Here is a 16299-nt window from a genome sequence, read left to right as displayed (position 1 = left end):
GAACGACGCCAGCAGCGGCGCCGTCTCCACCGAGGCGGGCGCGCTCGACCGCCGCCAGGGGAGCACGCGCGACACGGTCGACATGCTCAGCACTCTACGGGCGTCGGCAACCCGCCCGGCGGCCGCTCAGGAGTAGGTGAGCAGGCTGGTGATCGGGATGCCCTCGGGCAGGCCGGATCGCCCGTCGAGGAAGGCCAGCTCGATCAGGAAGGCGAAGCCCACCACGGTGGCGCCGAGCTTCTCGACCAGTCGGGCCGTGGCCGCTGCGGTGCCGCCGGTGGCCAGCACGTCGTCGACCACCAGGACCCGCTCGCCGGGGTGCACGGCGTCGCGGTGGATCTCCAGCAGGTCGGTGCCGTACTCGAGCTTGTACTCCTGGCGCTCGATCTCCCAGGGCAGCTTGCCGGCCTTGCGGACCGGCACGAACCCGGCGCCGAAGTGGTACGCCACCGGCGCCGCGAGGATGAAGCCCCGCGCCTCGGTGCCGAGCACCTTGTCGATCCCCTCGTCGGCGAACGGCGTGGTGAGGCCGTCGATGGTGGCCCGGAAGGCGATGGGGTCGCCCAGCAGCGGCGTGATGTCCTTGAACACCACCCCCGGCTTCGGGAAGTCGGGGATGTCGCGGATGTAGGCGTCGAGGTCGATGGTGCCGCTCACCGCTTGCGCCCCTGTTTGCGGGGCCGGGGCGGCGGGCCGGTGGGCCGCGACGCCGGGCCGGCGAGGATGGCGGTCTTCACCGGATCGGGATCGTCCTCCTCGCGGGCCTGCTCCTTGGAGACCACGGTGCCGTGGCCCCGCTCGGCGATCTGGGCCCGGAGGTCCCGGTACTGCGGCTCGCGCTCCTTGAGCATGGCGAGCAGCGGGGTGGCGATGAAGATCGAGGAGTAGGCGCCCGACAGCAGGCCGAGGAACAGGGCCAGGCCGAACTCCTCCAACGTCCCGACGCCGAGGACGAACGCACCGACCACGAGCACCGACAGGATCGGCAGCAGCGAGGTGATCGAGGTGTTCAGCGAGCGCATCAGCACCTGGTTCAGCGAGAGGTTCGCCATCTCGGTGTAGGTCATCTTGCTCTTGGCGTTGAGCAGCTTGGTGTTCTCGTTGACGCGGTCGAACACCACGATGCCGTCGTAGATGGAGAAGCCCAGCATGGTGAGCAGGGCCACGACCGTGGCCGGCGTGATCGGGAACCGGAACACGGCGTAGAGGCCGATCACGATCAGGAGGTCGTGGAAGAGGGCCACCACCGTGGCGATGGCCATCTTCAGCTCGAAGCGGATGGTGATGAAGATGGTGATGGCGATGAGGAAGACGATGAGGGCCGTCTGGGCCTTGTTCGAGATCTGCTTGCCCCACGACGGGCCCACGGTGTCGACGGTGACCTGCGAGGCCGGGGTGCCGGTGAGCTTGGCCAGCTCGCTGGTGACGTCCTGGCCCACCCGGGACCGCTCGGCCTGCTCGAGGGTGTCGAGCTGGTCGACGTCGGCCTGCATGCGGGCCGCCGCCTTGCGGGCGCTGGTGGCCTTGGCGGCGTCGCCCTTGATGGCCTTCAGGCGGGCCGGGAGCTTGTCGATCTCGGACTGGATGGCCTTCAGCGGGGCCGGGACCGAGGTCTGGAACGGGCCGTCGATGGCATCGAGGTTGTCGTGGACGGCGTCGATGCGGCCCTGGGCGGCGTCGGGCACGTCGAGGCCGCGGAGGCCCTTGCCGGCCTTGTCGAGCGCCGAGGTGGTGGCCTTGGTGGGGCTCGAGGTGGCTTCGGCTTCCACCCGCAGGAAGCGGGCGTCGCCGCCCTTGGCGCCGGCCTGGGTGAGCTCCTGGACCTGCACGTCGTCGTAGCCGAGGTCGGCCATGGCCTTCTGGACGTCGGCCACCTCGGCCTTGCCCGCCTCGACCTGCCAGACGGTGCCGCCGGTGAAGTCGATGCCGAGCTTGATCCCGCCGGTGGCGATGCCGGCGAGGCCGATCAGCAGCAGCACGCCCGAGAGGGCGAACCACATCTTCCAGCGGCCGACGATGTCGGCCCGGGTCTCGCCGTGGTAGAGGCGCTTGAGCACGCCGTGGGGCTTCTGCTCGGTGAGCGGACCGGTCATGCCGACGCCTCCTTCGAGAGGTTCACCTGGTCGGTGGAGGTGCCGATGCCGAAGAAGCGGGCCCGAGCGAACTTGGGCGAGCGGCCGAGCAGCAGGATCAGCGGTCGGGTGAAGAGCACCGCGACGGCGAGGTCGAGGATCACGGAGATCCCCAGGAAGTAGGCGAAGCCCCGGACGGGGCCGACCGTGAGGTACCAGAGCAGGAAGGCGCCGATGAACGCCGCGCCGTTGGCGGTGAACACCGTCTTGATGCCGCTCTGGTAGCCGCGCTCGGTGGCCGATCGGACCGATCTCCCCTCCCGCAACTCGTCCTTCACCCGTTCGAAGACCACGACGTAGGTGTCCACCGTGGTGCCCACCGACACGATGATGCCGGTGATGCCGGCGAGGGTCAGCGCCAGCCCCTGTTGCTCCGAGAGCAGGCAGACCAGGCCGTACATGAGGCCGGACCACACGAACAGGCTGACCACCACCACCATGCCGAAGCCGCGGTAGTAGAGGATCATGTAGAGGGCCAGGGCGGCCACGCCGATGAGCCCGGCGATGAGCCCGGCCCGCAGGGAGTCGGCGCCGAGGGTGGCCGAGACCTGCTGGAGGGCCGCCTGGTCGAACTCGACCGGGAGCGAGCCGTAGCGCAGCACCAGGGCCAGGTCCTTCGCCTCGCCCTCGGTGAAGTCACCGGTGATGGTGAACGTGTCCGACGCCAGGTCCGGGCCGTTCACGGCGGGGGCCGAGAGGACCTTGCCGTCGAGGACGATGGCGATGGAGCCCCGGCCGTCCTGGGTCTGGGCCGGGCAGGTGGTGCCGCCGCTGTAGCACTCGTTGAAGGCGGCGTTGGCCTGGGCCTGCTTCGAGGTCTTGACCGAGACGCTCACCGACCACTCGTTCTGCAGGGTGGCGGTGGCCTTGCTGAGGGCGTCGCCGGAGAAGCCGAGCGGGCCGAGGGTGTAGATCAGCTGGCCGTCGTCGGACGGCACGGTCACCGAGCCGTCGGCGGTGGGAGCCGTGGTCGTGGTGGTGGTGCCCTTGCCGGTGGTGCCGCCGGCTGCGGTGTCGCTGCAGGAGCTGGTGCTGCCGGCCGCGGCCGGGGTGGTGGTGCTGGTGTCGCCGGCCGCCGTGGTGGTGGTGGCGCCGGGGGCGGTGGTGGTGCTGGCCCCGGGTGCCGTGGTCGTGGTGGCCGGCGGGGCCGTCGACGTGGTGGTGGGCGCCGTGGTGGTCGTGGTGGTGGGGGCGAACTGCACCGGCAGGGCGCCTTCGCCCGTCCCGACGCCGACGGCGCCGAAGCCGCCCTCGCCGGAGCCGTCGACCGTGGTGGAGGTGGTGCTGCCGGCGTCGGCCTCCGTGGTGGAGGTGGTGCTCGCGGCGCCCTTCTCGGTGGTGGTCGTGGTGCCCTTCTTGCTGGTCGTGGAGGTGACCGCATCGGGGTTGGCGGCCACCGCGAGCACGGGGCGGAACTTCGAGGCGGGCGGTGCAGCCGACGACCGACTCCGCCTTGGCCCGGTTCTTCACGCCGGGGAGCTGCACGATGACCGTGCGGCCCTGCCGGGTGATGTCGGGCTCGGCCACGCCGAGGCCGTCGACGCGCTGGCGGATGATGTCCTTGGCCTTCTCGACGCTCTCCTCCGAAGGGAGCACGCCGTTGACCTTCTTGGCCTGGAGGACGACGGAGAAGCCGCCCTGCAGGTCCAGGCCGAGCGTGGGCTTGGTGCCCGAGCCGACCGAGGCCCCCACCGCGACCACCGCGGCGACGACCATGAAGAGCAGGGGGACGAGCAGGCTGCGGCGGGTCACGCCGGGCCTCCGGTGCTCGGTCCGTCGGTCTCGTGGGTCACGTTGTCCTCCGCATGGTCCCCGGTCCGGCCGGGGATGCCGTCCTCGACGCCGTCGTTGGCGTCGAGGTCACTGCTGTTCAGCTGGGTGTCGTCCTCGGGGTCGAGGCGACGGGCGATGGCGGGCCGGGCGAGCGTGAGCTCGAGCCCAGGTGCCACCTCGATCTGGACCGTCTCCTCGTGGACCTCGGTCAGCACCCCGTGGATGCCGCCGGCGGTGATCACCCGATCGCCGGGCTGGAGCACCGCGATGGTGGCCTGCTGGGCCTTCGCCCGGGCCTGCATGGGCCGGATGAGGAAGAACCACCCGATCCCGATCAGCAGGAGGGTGAGGATCAGCTGGGGCAACGAGGGTCCTGAGGAGCGCGGGAAAAGGCCTCGGGAACCTTAGACCTTGGCCGTCGGCGCCCTGGGATCACCGCAACGGATGATCGGGGTCGCGCGTCAGCCCCAGACGTCGAGCACGGCGCGGCGAGCTGCGTCGTAGCGACCCTCGGCGATGGCGGCGCGGAGGCCCACCACCAGGTTCGACAGCCACGCCACGTTGTGGACCGTCAGGAGGTGGGCGCCGGTGGGCTCGCCGAGGCGGTGCAGGTGGCGCAGGTAGGCCCGGGTGTAGCGGGCGCAGACCGAGCACGGGCACGTCGCGTCGAGCGGTCCCTCGTCGCGCTCGTAGGCCAGGTTCTTGATCATGAGCCGGCCCTCGCCGGTCAGGACCGTGCCGTGGCGGGCGTGGCGCGAGGGCAGCACGCAGTCGAACAGGTCGACCCCCAGGCCCACCGCCTCGACGATGCTGGCCGGGTCGCCCACCCCCATCAGGTAGCGGGGCTGGTCCTCGGGCAGGTGGGCCAGCGCGGCGGCGAGCGCCGGCACCATCTCGGCCCGGGTCTCCCCCACCGACAGCCCGCCGATGGCGTAGCCGTCGAAGTCGATGGCCACCGTGCGCTGGGCGCTCTCGGCCCGCAGGGCGTGGTCGATGCCGCCCTGGACGATGCCGAACTGGGCCTGGTCCAGCCCCCGGTCCGCCCGCCAGCCGCCCTGCTCCAGGAACGAGCGGCGCCCCCGCTCGGCCCAGCGCCCGGTCCGCTCCACCGCGGCGCGCACCACCCGGTCCGTCGACGGGAGCGGCGGGCACACGTCGAGCACCATCTGGATGTCGCCGCCGAGCTTGCTCTGGATGACGGCGGCCTCCTCCGGGCTGAGGTGGTGCGTCGAGCCGTCGTACGTCGACCGGAACGTGGCGCCCTCGTCGGTCACCTTGGGCTTGAGCGAGAAGATCTGGAAGCCACCGGAGTCGGTGAGCACGTGGCCGTCCCAGCTCATGAACCGGTGGAGGCCGCCCAGGTCGGCCACGAGGTCGGCGCCCGGCTTGAGCATGAGGTGGTAGGTGTTGCCGAGGATGAGCGGGACGCCCAGGGCCTCCAGGTCCGGCGGGGTGAGGGTCTTCACCGCGGCCTTGGTGCCCACCGGCATGAACAGCGGCGTGGGCAGCACACCTCGCGGCGTTGCGATCGTGCCGGTGCGGGCTGCGCCGTCGGTGGCGGCGACGTCGATGGTGAGCTTCATGCCGGGGGTCCTGCCGGGTCGGGGCGCAGCAGCATGGCATCGCCGAAGGAGAGGAAGCGGTAGCCCTCTGCGAGGGCCTCGGCGTAGAGGTCGCGCCAGCGTGGGCCCACCAGGGCCTGCACGAGGGCGAGCAGCGACGACCGCGGGACGTGGAAGTTGGTGAGCAGGCGGTCGACCACCGCGAAGGGGCGATCGCCGTGGATGAAGAGGCGGGTGTCGCCCTCGTCCGCGCCGGTCTCGGCCCAGCTCTCCAGGGCTCGGACCACCGTGGTGCCCACCGCCACCACCCGCCCTCCGGCGCGGTCCGCCTGCAGCACCTGCCGGGTGGCAGCCGGGATGCGGTAGCGCTCGGCGTGCATGGGGTGGTCCTCCACCCGGTCGGCGGTGATCGGGCGGAAGGTGCCCAGCCCCACCACCAGCTCCACCGCCACGACGGTGATCCCGCGGGCCCGGCACCGGTCGAGGACGGCGTCGGTGAGGTGCAGCCCGGCGGTGGGAGCGGCCACCGAACCGGGGTGGCGGGCGAAGACGGTCTGGTAGCGCTCGGGGTCGGCGAGCGGCTCGTGGATGTACGGCGGGAGCGGCACCTCGCCGACCTGGGCCAGGACGGCGAGGTCGTCGTCGGTGCCACCGTGGACGGTGACCCGGCGCCGGCCGTCGGCCCCCAGCACCTCCCCCACCTCCACGCGCACGTCGCCCGACGGCCCGTCCGCAGCCGGCACCAGCACCGAGCCGGGCGCCACCCGACGGCTGGGCTTCACCAGCGCCTCCCACCAGCCCTCGGGCCGCCGCTCCAGGAGCAGCACCTCGACCGCCCCACCCGTGGCCTTCCGGAGGTGGAGCCGGGCCGGGATCACGCGGGTGTCGTTGACGACCAGCACGTCGGCCGGGTCGAGCAGGTCGGCCAGGGCGGCGACGGTGCGGTGCTCCGGCGCCCGGCCCGGGCCCTGGTCCACCAGGAGGCGGGCGGCGTCGCGGGGCTCCACCGGGTGCTGGGCGATGGCCGACGCCGGCAGGTCGTAGTCGAGCTCGGCGGCGTCCATGGCCCGAGGATCCTACGAACCGCTCGCCCCCGCCCCCACCCGCCGCAGGTCACACCGGGCCCGGCAGGGATCGTCCGGTGCCGGGGCGAACCCGTCCGGGACGCCGGCACCGGGCCCGGCGCGAGGCCCGGGCGGGCGCACGGGCACCGACGACGGAGGAGATCGACACGTGGGACCGACGAACGGGCGCATCGGCGCGACGACGCGCTGGGCCGCCGCCTCGCTGCTGGTCCTGGCCCTCGCCGTGACCGGGCTCGCCGCCTGCGAGCCGACGACCGCCCCGGCCAGGCCGATCGACGTCTACGCCTTCGCCAACGGCTGCTACGCCCTGCGCGACGACACCACCGGGCGCTACGTGGCCCGCGACGCCCTCGGCTACGTCGCCACCCGGACCGACGCCAAGACCGCCACCCCCTTCCGCCTCCAGGCCACCGCGCTCGGCCGCTACCTGCTCTTCGGCACGGGTGGCCAGATGCCCCAGGTCGGCGCGCTCGGTGCCGTCACGACGACCGCCACGCCGGGCCCCACGGCCGACTGGAAGCTCACCACCCGCGACGGCAAGCTCGCCTTCACCGCACTCGAGGGCGGTCGGGGCCTCGCCGTGACCGCCAGCGGCGGCCGCCTGGTGCAGGGCACCGCCGGCCAGTTCCGCTGGAGCCTGGCACCGGCCACCGGCTGCACCGCGTGGCCCGACATCTCCCCCGGCGCCACCGGCACGCCGTTCAAGGGCGCCAGCCCCACGGCACCGGTGCGTGGCTTCCTCGACGCCCACACCCACGTGTCGGCCTTCCGCTTCCTCGGCGGCAAGTTCCACTGCGGGCGACCCTGGAGCCCCTACGGCGTCACCGTCGCCCTGGAGGACTGCCTCGACCACCAGCCCAACGGCGTGGCGGCGGCGGCCGAGAACCTCTTCGCCACCGGTGTCCCCGTCGGCACCCACGACACCGACGGCTGGCCCAGCTTCAAGGGCTGGCCCCGGGCCGACTCGCTCACCCACGAGGGCACCTACTGGCGCTGGATCGAGCGGGCGTGGCGCGGCGGGCTGCGCGTCATGGTCACCGACCTGGTCGAGAACCGGGCCCTGTGCGAGATCTATCCCCTGAAGGCCGGCACCAGCTGCAACGAGATGGACTCCGCCCGCTTGCAGGCCCAGGACCTCCGCGACCTGCAGGACTACATCGACGCCCAGTTCGGCGGGCCGGGCAAGGGCTTCTTCCGGATCGTCAAGTCGCCGGCCGAGGCCCGCCGGGTGATCAACGACGGCAAGCTGGCCGTCGTCCTGGGCATCGAGGTCTCCGAGGTGCTCGACTGCGGCCGCACCGGCGACACGCCGAGGTGCACCGCGGCCCAGATCGATCGCAACCTCGACGAGGTCTACGCCATGGGCGTGCGGTCGCTCTTCCCCGTGCACAAGTTCGACAACGCCCTCGGCGGCACCGCGTACGACGACGACGCCACCGGCCTGCTCGTGAACGTCGGCAACAAGTGGGCCACCGGCGAGTGGTGGCAACCGGTGCCCTGCGCCGCGGGCGCCGAGGCGGACAACTCCCCCACCAACCTGTCGGGCAACCAGGCCACCGTCTACGCCGTGCTCGGCCTCGGCGTGGCCCCGCTGCTCGACGGCGACCTGCCCGCCTATCCGCCCGGCCCCCTCTGCAACCCCCGGGGCCTGACCGACCTCGGCATCCACACCATCGAGGGCATGGCCGAGCGCGGGATGATCGTGGAGACCGACCACTTCAGCGTGAAGGCCCGCAACGAGGCCCTCGGGGTGCTCGAGCGCCTGCACTACCCCGGCCTGATCAGCAGCCACAGCTGGGGCGACGCCACCTCGCAGAAGCGGCTCCAGGCGCTCGGCGGCGTGGTGGCGCCGTATGCCCGCACCGCCCCCGACTACGTGACGGCGTGGAAGCTGGCCCGGTCCCTGCGGCCGGCTGGGTCCTACTTCGGCGTCGGCTACGGCTCCGACACCAACGGCCTCGGCGCCCAGGCCGGCCCCCGCCCGGGCGCCGCCGCCAACCCGGTCACGTACCCGTACAAGACCTTCGACGGCGGCACCACCATGTCGCAGTCGGTGTCCGGCACCCGCCGCTGGGACGTCAACGTCGACGGCGTGGCCAACTACGGCCTGTTCCCCGACTACATCGAGGACCTCCGCCACCTCGCCGGCCCCCAGATCGTCGAGGACCTGTCCCACGGCGCCGAGGCCTACCTCCAGATGTGGCAGAAGGCCCAGACCGCCGCCGGCCGCTGACCACCAACCACACGAACCTGTCGCAGTTGTCGACCCATGCGTCGGCCAACTGCGACGAGTTCGAGGGTGGGAGGACCAACCACACGAACTCGTCGCACTTGTCGACCGATGCGTCGGCCAAGTGCGACAAGTTCGAGGGGTCGAGGGGTGGGGGCGGTCAGGCGGTGAGGTCGAGGAGGGCCTCGAAGGCGGCGCCGGCCAGGAGGCGGGCGCCGAGGGCGATGGCCCGCTCGTCGAGGTCGAAGCTGCTGGCGTGGATGTCGACCCGGTCGGTGCCGGGGCGGTGGACGCCGAGGCGGACGTAGCCGAGCGGGGCCAGGTCGCCGTACCAGGAGAAGTCCTCGCCTCCAGCGCTCTGCTGGGTGGGACCGAGGTGGTCGGCGCCGACGATGGCCGACCCCGCCCGGGCCACCAGGCCGACCGCCCACGGGTCGTTGACGATGGGCGGTGCGCCCCGCTGGTGGTCGAGCTCCCACGTCGCGCCGAGCGGCTCGACGATGGCCGCCAGCAGCGCGGGCAGGTGCCGGGGCGCTGCCTCCCAGGCGCCGCGGCCCGAGGCGCGCAGCGAGCCGAGGATCCGGGCCTCGGTGGGCACCACGTTGGGGGCGTTGCCGGCGTGGATCGACCCGAACGTGAGGTTCAGCCCGTCCCGCGGGTCCGAGAGGCGGCCGAGCGACATGGGCAGGTCGACGACCACGCGGGCCGCGATGTGCACGAGGTCGGCGGTCTGGTGCGGCCGGCCGGTGTGCCCGCCCGGGCCCTTCAGGCGGACCTCGAGCTGGTCGGCCGCCGAGGTGATCGGCCCGGCGCTGGCCCCGATGCGGCCGACCTCCAGCGACGGGTCGGCGTGGAGCCCGAACACGGCCTGCACGCCGTCGAGCACGCCCGCCGCCACCAGGGCCGAGGCCCCGCCGGGCACGGCCTCCTCGGCCGGCTGCAGCAGCACCCGCACGGTGCCGGGCGTGCCCGAGGCCTCGAGCGTGGCGGCCAGGGCCAGGGCCGCGCCCAGGGTGGCGCTGGCGTGCAGGTCGTGGCCGCACGCATGGCACGCGCCCTCGACGGTGGAGCGGTACGGCACGTCTTTGGTGTCGGGCAGGCGCAGGGCGTCGATGTCGCCCCGGATCGCCACGATCGGGCCACCGCGGCCGACGTCGCACACCACGCCGGTGCCCATGGGCGCCACCACGGCGGGCAGGCCGGCGGCGAGCAGCCGGTCGCGCAGCACGGCGGTGGTGCGGTGCTCCTGCCAGGACAGCTCCGGGTGGGCGTGCAGGTCCCGCCGGATGGCGATCAGCTCGGGCTCCAGCGCGCCGACGGCGGCGGCCAGGGCCTCGTGGGGGGGCGCCGGCGCTCATGCGCCCATGGTGTCGGTGGCCAGCTCGCGCACGAGGGCGTCGACCACCGGCTTGAGGGCGTCGGGCCCCGCCGCGTCGGGCCCGGCCACCTTGCGCTGCCGCTCGTAGGAGGGGCCCACCTCGAGCATGCGGCCCACGTGGGCCAGCTCGTCGGTGCAGCCCAGCCGCCCAGCCGCTGGCGTGACCTCCTCGACCAGGGCGGTGATGGCGTCGCGCGCCGGCTCCAGCCGGCCCTGCTGGTCGACGATGAGGTCGGTGTCGAGGCCGTGGCGCCCGGCCCGCCACTTGTTCTGGCGCAGGATCCACTCCTTGTGCCGGGGCAGGGTGAAGCCCCGGTCGTCGAGGCCGTCGAGGTGGGCCACCAGGCTCTGGGCCAGCGCCGCCACCGCGCAGATCTCCGACATGGTGGGGATCCCGTCGCACATGCGCAGCTCGACGGTGCCGAACTCCGGGTGCGGTCGGATGTCCCACCACACCTCCCGCACGGTGGAGATGGCCGCCGAGCTCACCAGCGTCTCCATGTACTGCTCGAAGTCGGCCCAGTTCTCGATGGGGGCCGGCAGCCCGGCGGTGGGGAGGCCCTCGAACACCTTCGACCGGCTCGACGCCAGGCCGGTGTCGCGGCCCTCCCAGTACGGGCTCGACGCCGAGAGGGCGAGGAAGTGCGGGATGTAGCCGGCGAGGGCGTTGGCGATGGAGATGGCCTTCTCGGGCGACCGGATGCCCACGTGCACGTGGACCCCGAAGATCTGCAGGCGCCGGGCCATCCACTGCATCTCCTCCACCAGCCGGGCGTAGCGCGGGTTGGGGCTGACCTGCTGGTCGGACCAGGCCGAGAACGGGTGGGTGCCCGAGCACAGCAGCGCCAGGCCCCGTGCCTCGGCGGCACCACGGACCTCGGCCAGGGTGGCCTCGAGGTCGGCTCGGGCATCGGCGACGGTGCCGCAGATGCCGGTGATGATCTCGACGGTGCACTCGAAGAGCTCGTGCTTGGCCTTGGGGTGCTCACCTTGCGGGTGGCCCTCGCCCAGCTCGGCCAGCAGGTCGGTGGCGGCCGACGCGAGGGCCCCGGTCTCGGCGTCGACCAGCTCGAGCTCGACCTCGATGCCGAGGCTCGGCCCGGGCGAGGAGTTGAAGTCGATCTGCACGGCGGTGCTCCGTTCGGTTGCCACCCACAGGGACGGCCGCAGGTTAGGCGGCCCCTACCCCTGGCCCGGTCGGGACGTGCGCCTCCCCCCAGGTTGGGGGCGGTCCCGCAACCCCGTCGACGCGCATTGCCCATATAGTTGACCAGGATGGTCGACTTTCGCCCATCCACGCCCCCACCCCCTCGGAGGGACCCGATGACCGCCACCGACGACCTGCTCAGCAACAACGACGCCTATGTGGCGTCCTTCGACAAGGGCGACCTCCCGCTGCCCCCCGGCAAGAAGGTGGCCGTGCTGGCCTGCATGGACGCCCGCCTCGACCCGGCCAAGGCCCTGGGTCTGCAAGAAGGCGATGCCCACGTCATCCGCAACGCCGGCGGCGTGGCTTCGCAGGACGCCCTGCGCAGCCTGGTGATCTCGCAGCGGCTGCTGGGCACCGAGGAGATCGTCCTCATCCACCACACCGACTGCGGGATGCTCACCTTCCACGACGACGAGGTGAAGGACCAGATCCTGGCCGACACCGGCCTGAGCCCGTCCTACGCCCTGGAGGCGTTCCCCGACGCCGACGACGACGTGCGCCAGAGCATCGCCCGCATCAAGGCCGACCCGTTCATCCCCAAGACCGACGCCGTGCGCGGCTTCGTCTACGAGGTGGAGACCGGCAAGCTGCGCGAGGTCAGCTGAGCAGGCCGCCGCCTCGCCCCTCAGCCGAAGAGGCCGGGGGGCGGGGCGCTGTCCGGCGCCGCCGCGGGCGCCGGCTTGCCGATGTGGGCCCACGCCGCGGGCGTGGCCACCCGACCCCGGGGGGTGCGCATGAGCAAGCCCTCGCGGATGAGGAACGGCTCGTAGACGTCCTCGACGGTCTCGGTGGGCTCCGAGACGCTGATGGCCAGGGTCGACAGCCCCACGGGGCCACCGCCGAAGCGCTCGCACAGCGCCACCAGCAGGGCGCGGTCCACCTTGTCGAGGCCCCGTTCGTCGACCCCGAAGACCCGCAGGCCCTCCCGGGCGGCGACGGCGTCGACCAGGCCGGTGCCGCGCACCTCGGCGAAGTCGCGGACCCGACGCAGCAGCCGGTTGGCGATCCGGGGCGTGCCCCGGGCGCGGCGGGCGATCTCCGATGCGCCGTCCTCGTCGACCCGCACGTCGAGGATCCCGGCCGCCCGGGTGACGATGGACTCGAGGTCCGACGGCTCGTAGTAGTCGAGCCGGGCCACCAGGCCGAAGCGGTCGCGCAGCGGGCCGGTGATGAGCCCGGTGCGGGTGGTGGCCCCCACCAGGGTGAAGCGAGGCACGTCCATGCGGATGGAGCGGGCGGCCGGCCCCTTGCCCAGCACGATGTCGAGCTGGAAGTCCTCGATGGCCGGGTACAGCACCTCCTCGACGGCACGGGACAGCCGGTGGATCTCGTCGATGAACAGCACGTCGCCCTCGGCGAGCTGGGACAGGATCGAGGCCAGGTCCCCGCCGCGCTCGAGCGCCGGGCCGGAGGTGACGTGGATGCCCGCCTCCATCTCGCCGGCGACGATGGTGGCCAGCGTGGTCTTGCCCAGCCCCGGCGGCCCCGCGAAGAGCAGGTGGTCGGCCGCCTGGCCGCGCAGGCGGGCGGCCTCCAGGATGATCGACAGGTGCTCCTTGAGCTCGGCCTGGCCGACGAAGTCTGCGAGGGTCTTGGGCCGCAGGCTGACCTCGTCGGAGACCTCGCCCGGCTCCAGCGGTTCGGGGGTGAGCAGCTCGTCTCGCACGGTCAGGCCATCCTTGCCGACGAGACGGTGGCCGCCGCGCCCCTCACCGGGTGCTCGCCAGGCGGCGCAGGGCTTCCTTCAGCGCCGCCCCGGCATCGGCGTCGGGCAGCTCACGGGTGGCCTCGGCGATCTCCTCGGGCGTGTAGCCGAGGCCGACCAGCGCGTCGCGCACGTCGGCCCGGACCGAGTGCGGTGCGCCCCCGGGGCCGTCGAGCCCGTCAGTGGCGGGCACGCCGTCGCCCAGGGGCACGTCGAGGCGGGTCTTGAGCTCGATGAGCAGCCGGGCGGCGGTCTTCTTGCCGACGCCGGGCACGAGGCACAGCGCGGCGACGTCGTCGTCGGCCAGGACCCGGGCCAGGTTGGCCGGCGGGTGGACCGAGAGGATGGCGAGCGCCAGGGCCGGACCGACGCCGTGGGCGCCGAGCAGCGCCTCGAACGCGTCCCGCTCGCCCTTGGACGCGAAGCCGTAGAGGGTGTCGGCGTCCTCGCGGACGTGGTGGTGGATCCAGACGAACACCTCCGCCTGGAGGTCCCCGAGGCGGGCGGAGGTGGCGGGGCCGGCCTGGACCCGGTAGCCCACGCCCGCGACCTCCACCAGGATCTCGCCGGTGAGGGCGCGGTCCAGCAGCGTGCCGCGCAGCGAGCCGATCACCGGGCCACCCGGGCGGCGGTGCGGGCGCTGGCCGCGGCCAGGCGGGCCCGGCCGGGCGCGTGGGCCAGGTGGCAGAGCGCCAGGGCGGCGGCGTCGGCGGCATCGGCCGGCTTGGGCGGGGCGGCGAGCCCCAGGAGGCGTTGGACCATCATCTGCACCTGCACCTTGTCGGCGGCGCCGTCGCCGGCCACCGCGAGCTTGACCTCGTTCGGCGAGTACTGGCTGACCTCGCACCCCGCCGCCACCGCTTCGGCCATGGCGAGGCCGCTGGCCTGGCCGACCGACATGGCGGTGCGCACGTTGTTCTGGAAGAAGATGCGCTCGACGGCCACGACGTCGGGCTGCAGCTCGGCGATGAGCGCCCGCAGCTCCAGCTGCAGCTCGGCCAGGCGGCTGGGCAGCTCGTCGGCCGGCGAGGTGCGGATGACCCCGATGGCCTGGGCGCGCGGCCCCTTGGCGGTGGCGCGCACCGCCCCGTAGCCGCAGCGGGACAGGCCCGGATCGATCCCCAGCACGAACACCTGTACGACCGTAGCCGGATCGGCGGCCGGCCCGGCGGACCGTCTCGTGGGGCCCACGGGTCAACTTCGAGCAGCGACCGGCCGATGGGGTGGGCGATGAGCGCCACCTTGCCCCCACCGCCGGAGAACGGCGCGCCGCCGGTCGTCGCCCTGGAGGGGGTCCGCCGCCGCTTCGGGCAGGTCGACGCGCTCGCCGGGCTCGACCTCGTGGTGCCGTCGAACAAGATCACCGTCCTGCTCGGCCCCAACGGCGCCGGCAAGACGACGGCCATCCGCATGATCACCGGTGCCCTCGACGCCCACGCCGGCGTGGTGCGGACCTTCGGCCTCGACCCCTCGGCCCACGGCGAGGAGGTCCGGCGCCGCTGCGGCGTCGTCTCGGCCAAGCCCGCTCTCTACGACCGCCTCGACGGCTTCGCCAACCTGGCCTACGCCGCCGAGCTCTACGGCCTCGGCCGGGGCGACGGCATCGACGGGCGCATCCGCGCCGCGGCGGCCCGCTTCGGCATCGAGCACGCCCTCGACCAGCGGGTGGGCGGCTTCTCCACCGGCATGAAGACCCGCCTGGCGCTGGCCCGCTCGATCCTCCACGAGCCGGACCTGCTCCTCTTCGACGAGCCGACCTCGGGCCTCGACCCCGAGTCGAGCCACGCCGTACTCGAGATGATCCGCGAGATGACCGCCGACGGTCGCACGGTCGTCATGTGCACCCACCTCCTGCTGGAGGCCGAGGGCCTCGCCGACAAGGTCGTGGTCATGGAGGACGGCAAGGACCTGGTGGCCGGCACGCCGACCGAGCTCACCCGCCGCTTCTGGCCCGGCACCGTGGTCCTCGTGGGCGCCGAGAACCCCGAGGCCCTGCAGGTGGCCCGCAACATCCCTGGCGTCCGCAACCTCGAGCCCGACAGCGACCCGACCCGCCTCCGGCTGCACCTCGACGGCGACCACCGCATCCCCGACCTCATCACCGCCCTGGTGGCCAACGGCGTGCGCCTCACGCGCGCCGAACCGCTCGAGCCCACCCTCGAGGACCTGTACTTCGCGGTCCGCACCAAGAAGCCCATCGCCGACGACGGCGGCCGGCAGCTCACGCCGGCAGCCGAGGACGACGGCCCCCTGACCGACCGCCACCGCCAGGTGGCCGCCCTCACCGGGTGGCCCGGCGCCGAAGGAGACCACCGATGACCGCCGTCGCCGAGCCCACGCCGGCCAGCGCCGCCCCACCCCGGACGGGGTGGCGCAACCTGAGCCGCAAGCGCATCTGGATCGTCGCCCGCTCCGACATCCGCCAGCTGCTGGAGGACAAGGGCTTCTGGATGCCGATGGTGTTCCTCGGCGCCATCTTCTTCCTGATCATCCCGACGATCCTCCTGCTCACCATCACCAAGATCGGTGACGTGCAGGTGGTGTCCCAGATGTCGCAGACGCTCAAGGTCCTGCCGGCCACGGCCCAGCACCAGATCAAGGGCACCAGCGACCAGGGCCGCACCGCCTACGCCCTGGCGGTGTTCCTCCTGGCGCCGGTGGCCATCGTCGTCCCCCTCACCATCTCCACCGCCATCGGCGCGTCGACCATCGTCGGCGAGCGCGAGCGGGGCACCGGCGAGTTCCTCGCCCACTCCCCCGCCCACGAGCGCGAGATCTACCTCGGGAAGCTGATCGCCAGCCTGCTGCCCGGCTACGCCACCACGCTGCTCGGCTTCGGCGTCTACTCGCTGATCGTGAACCTCTTCGTCGGCCCCGAGGTCGGCGGCTGGTTCTTCCCCACCTCGCAGTGGTGGGTGCTGATGCTTTGGGTGGTCCCGCCCTTCCTCGCCCTCACCCTCTCGATCGTCCTGCGCCTCTCGGCCCGGGTGAAGAGCACCGCCGCGGCCCAGCAGGCTGCCGGCCTGGTGACGCTGCCGATGATCGGCATCGCCTACAGCCAGAGCACCGGCGCCCTCTTCGGCGCCGGTTCGGCCGGCCTCTGGCTCGGCGTCGTGGCCTGGATCGTTGCGATCTTCGGCCTCTCCCGGGGCATGCGCGCCGTCAGCCGCTCCCGCCTCCTCGGCGTCGCCGACGGCGTCTGAGCGCTCCCGGCCCACGAGCGG

At 73.1% G+C, this 16299-nt stretch carries 15 protein-coding genes and 1 pseudogene; 4 read left to right on the top strand and 12 right to left on the bottom strand.

What is annotated here, in order from left to right; genetic code table 11:
- Positions 1-126: 126 nt before the first annotated feature.
- The 7 genes and pseudogenes from KSP35_RS03165 to queA form a co-directional block, all read right to left on the bottom strand.
- A complete protein-coding gene (locus tag KSP35_RS03165; protein ID WP_305853100.1) occupies positions 127-657 on the bottom strand; it encodes an adenine phosphoribosyltransferase in 531 nt (176 codons plus the stop codon).
- Positions 654-2093 (bottom strand): protein translocase subunit SecF, encoded by a 1440-nt coding sequence (gene secF, locus KSP35_RS03160; protein ID WP_216998860.1) that lies wholly within the window; start codon positions 2091-2093, stop codon positions 654-656. Before secF ends, KSP35_RS03165 begins: the two co-directional genes overlap by 4 nt.
- The gene (gene secD / locus KSP35_RS03155; RefSeq protein WP_216998858.1) at positions 2090-3538 is read right to left on the bottom strand and encodes a preprotein translocase subunit SecD; all 1449 of its coding nucleotides are present in this window, start codon (positions 3536-3538) and stop codon (positions 2090-2092) included. The genes secF and secD overlap by 4 nt, the downstream gene beginning before the upstream one ends.
- Before the next feature lie 67 nt (positions 3539-3605).
- Positions 3606-3848 (bottom strand): annotated as a pseudogene (locus KSP35_RS25500) (protein translocase subunit SecD); the annotation flags it as partial.
- A 32-nt stretch (positions 3849-3880) separates the two neighbouring features.
- The gene (gene yajC, locus KSP35_RS03150; protein ID WP_216998856.1) at positions 3881-4270 is read right to left on the bottom strand and encodes a preprotein translocase subunit YajC; all 390 of its coding nucleotides are present in this window, start codon (positions 4268-4270) and stop codon (positions 3881-3883) included.
- A gap of 96 nt (positions 4271-4366) precedes the next feature.
- Positions 4367-5488: a tRNA guanosine(34) transglycosylase Tgt gene (tgt, locus tag KSP35_RS03145; protein ID WP_216998854.1), complete on the bottom strand. Its 1122-nt coding sequence runs from the start codon at positions 5486-5488 to the stop codon at positions 4367-4369.
- Positions 5485-6531: a tRNA preQ1(34) S-adenosylmethionine ribosyltransferase-isomerase QueA gene (gene queA, locus KSP35_RS03140; RefSeq protein WP_216998852.1), complete on the bottom strand. Its 1047-nt coding sequence runs from the start codon at positions 6529-6531 to the stop codon at positions 5485-5487. The genes tgt and queA overlap by 4 nt, the downstream gene beginning before the upstream one ends.
- Positions 6532-6700: 169 nt before the next feature.
- Between queA and KSP35_RS03135 the strand changes: the two genes are divergently transcribed.
- Positions 6701-8785 carry a membrane dipeptidase gene (locus KSP35_RS03135; RefSeq protein ID WP_216998850.1) on the top strand — a complete coding sequence of 695 codons (2085 nt, stop codon included), beginning with the start codon at positions 6701-6703 and terminating at the stop codon, positions 8783-8785.
- A gap of 157 nt (positions 8786-8942) precedes the next feature.
- Here the strand turns inward: KSP35_RS03135 and KSP35_RS03130 are convergent, their stop codons facing one another.
- Positions 8943-10058, bottom strand: coding sequence for an amidohydrolase (locus KSP35_RS03130; protein WP_371748949.1), 1116 nt, complete (start codon positions 10056-10058; stop codon positions 8943-8945).
- A gap of 78 nt (positions 10059-10136) precedes the next feature.
- Positions 10137-11288, bottom strand: a complete 1152-nt coding sequence (locus KSP35_RS03125; protein ID WP_216998848.1) for a glutamate--cysteine ligase — start codon at positions 11286-11288, stop codon at positions 10137-10139.
- Between the two features lie 195 nt (positions 11289-11483).
- Here KSP35_RS03125 and KSP35_RS03120 point away from each other — a divergent pair, with 195 nt between their 5' ends.
- Entirely contained in the window at positions 11484-11975 is a 492-nt protein-coding gene (locus KSP35_RS03120) for a carbonic anhydrase (RefSeq protein WP_216998847.1), read from the top strand.
- Positions 11976-11995: 20 nt separating this feature from the next.
- On the opposite strand, the gene ruvB is transcribed toward KSP35_RS03120, so the two are convergent.
- Genes ruvB through ruvC form a run of 3 tightly spaced genes read right to left on the bottom strand, consistent with a single transcriptional unit; the run spans position 11996 to position 14209 of the window.
- Entirely contained in the window at positions 11996-13036 is a 1041-nt protein-coding gene (gene ruvB, locus KSP35_RS03115; RefSeq protein ID WP_254126960.1) for a Holliday junction branch migration DNA helicase RuvB, read from the bottom strand.
- A 43-nt stretch (positions 13037-13079) separates the two neighbouring features.
- Complete coding sequence (gene ruvA, locus KSP35_RS03110; protein ID WP_216998845.1) at positions 13080-13688, bottom strand: Holliday junction branch migration protein RuvA; 609 nt, start codon at positions 13686-13688, stop codon at positions 13080-13082.
- The gene (gene ruvC / locus KSP35_RS03105; RefSeq protein WP_254126959.1) at positions 13685-14209 is read right to left on the bottom strand and encodes a crossover junction endodeoxyribonuclease RuvC; all 525 of its coding nucleotides are present in this window, start codon (positions 14207-14209) and stop codon (positions 13685-13687) included. The genes ruvA and ruvC overlap by 4 nt, the downstream gene beginning before the upstream one ends.
- Before the next feature lie 96 nt (positions 14210-14305).
- Between ruvC and KSP35_RS03100 the strand changes: the two genes are divergently transcribed.
- Together KSP35_RS03100 and KSP35_RS03095 are read left to right on the top strand one after the other, a co-directional pair.
- A complete protein-coding gene (locus KSP35_RS03100) occupies positions 14306-15394 on the top strand; it encodes an ABC transporter ATP-binding protein (protein WP_216998843.1) in 1089 nt (362 codons plus the stop codon).
- Entirely contained in the window at positions 15391-16278 is an 888-nt protein-coding gene (locus KSP35_RS03095) for an ABC transporter permease subunit (RefSeq protein WP_216998841.1), read from the top strand. The genes KSP35_RS03100 and KSP35_RS03095 overlap by 4 nt, the downstream gene beginning before the upstream one ends.
- Positions 16279-16299: the final 21 nt, after the last annotated feature.

The sequence above is a fragment of the Aquihabitans sp. G128 genome, assembly GCF_019048865.1.
Taxonomy (GTDB): domain Bacteria; phylum Actinomycetota; class Acidimicrobiia; order Acidimicrobiales; family Iamiaceae; genus Aquihabitans.
Note: the sequence above shows the minus strand (reverse complement) of the source record. Positions and strands in the feature narration are given on the sequence as shown.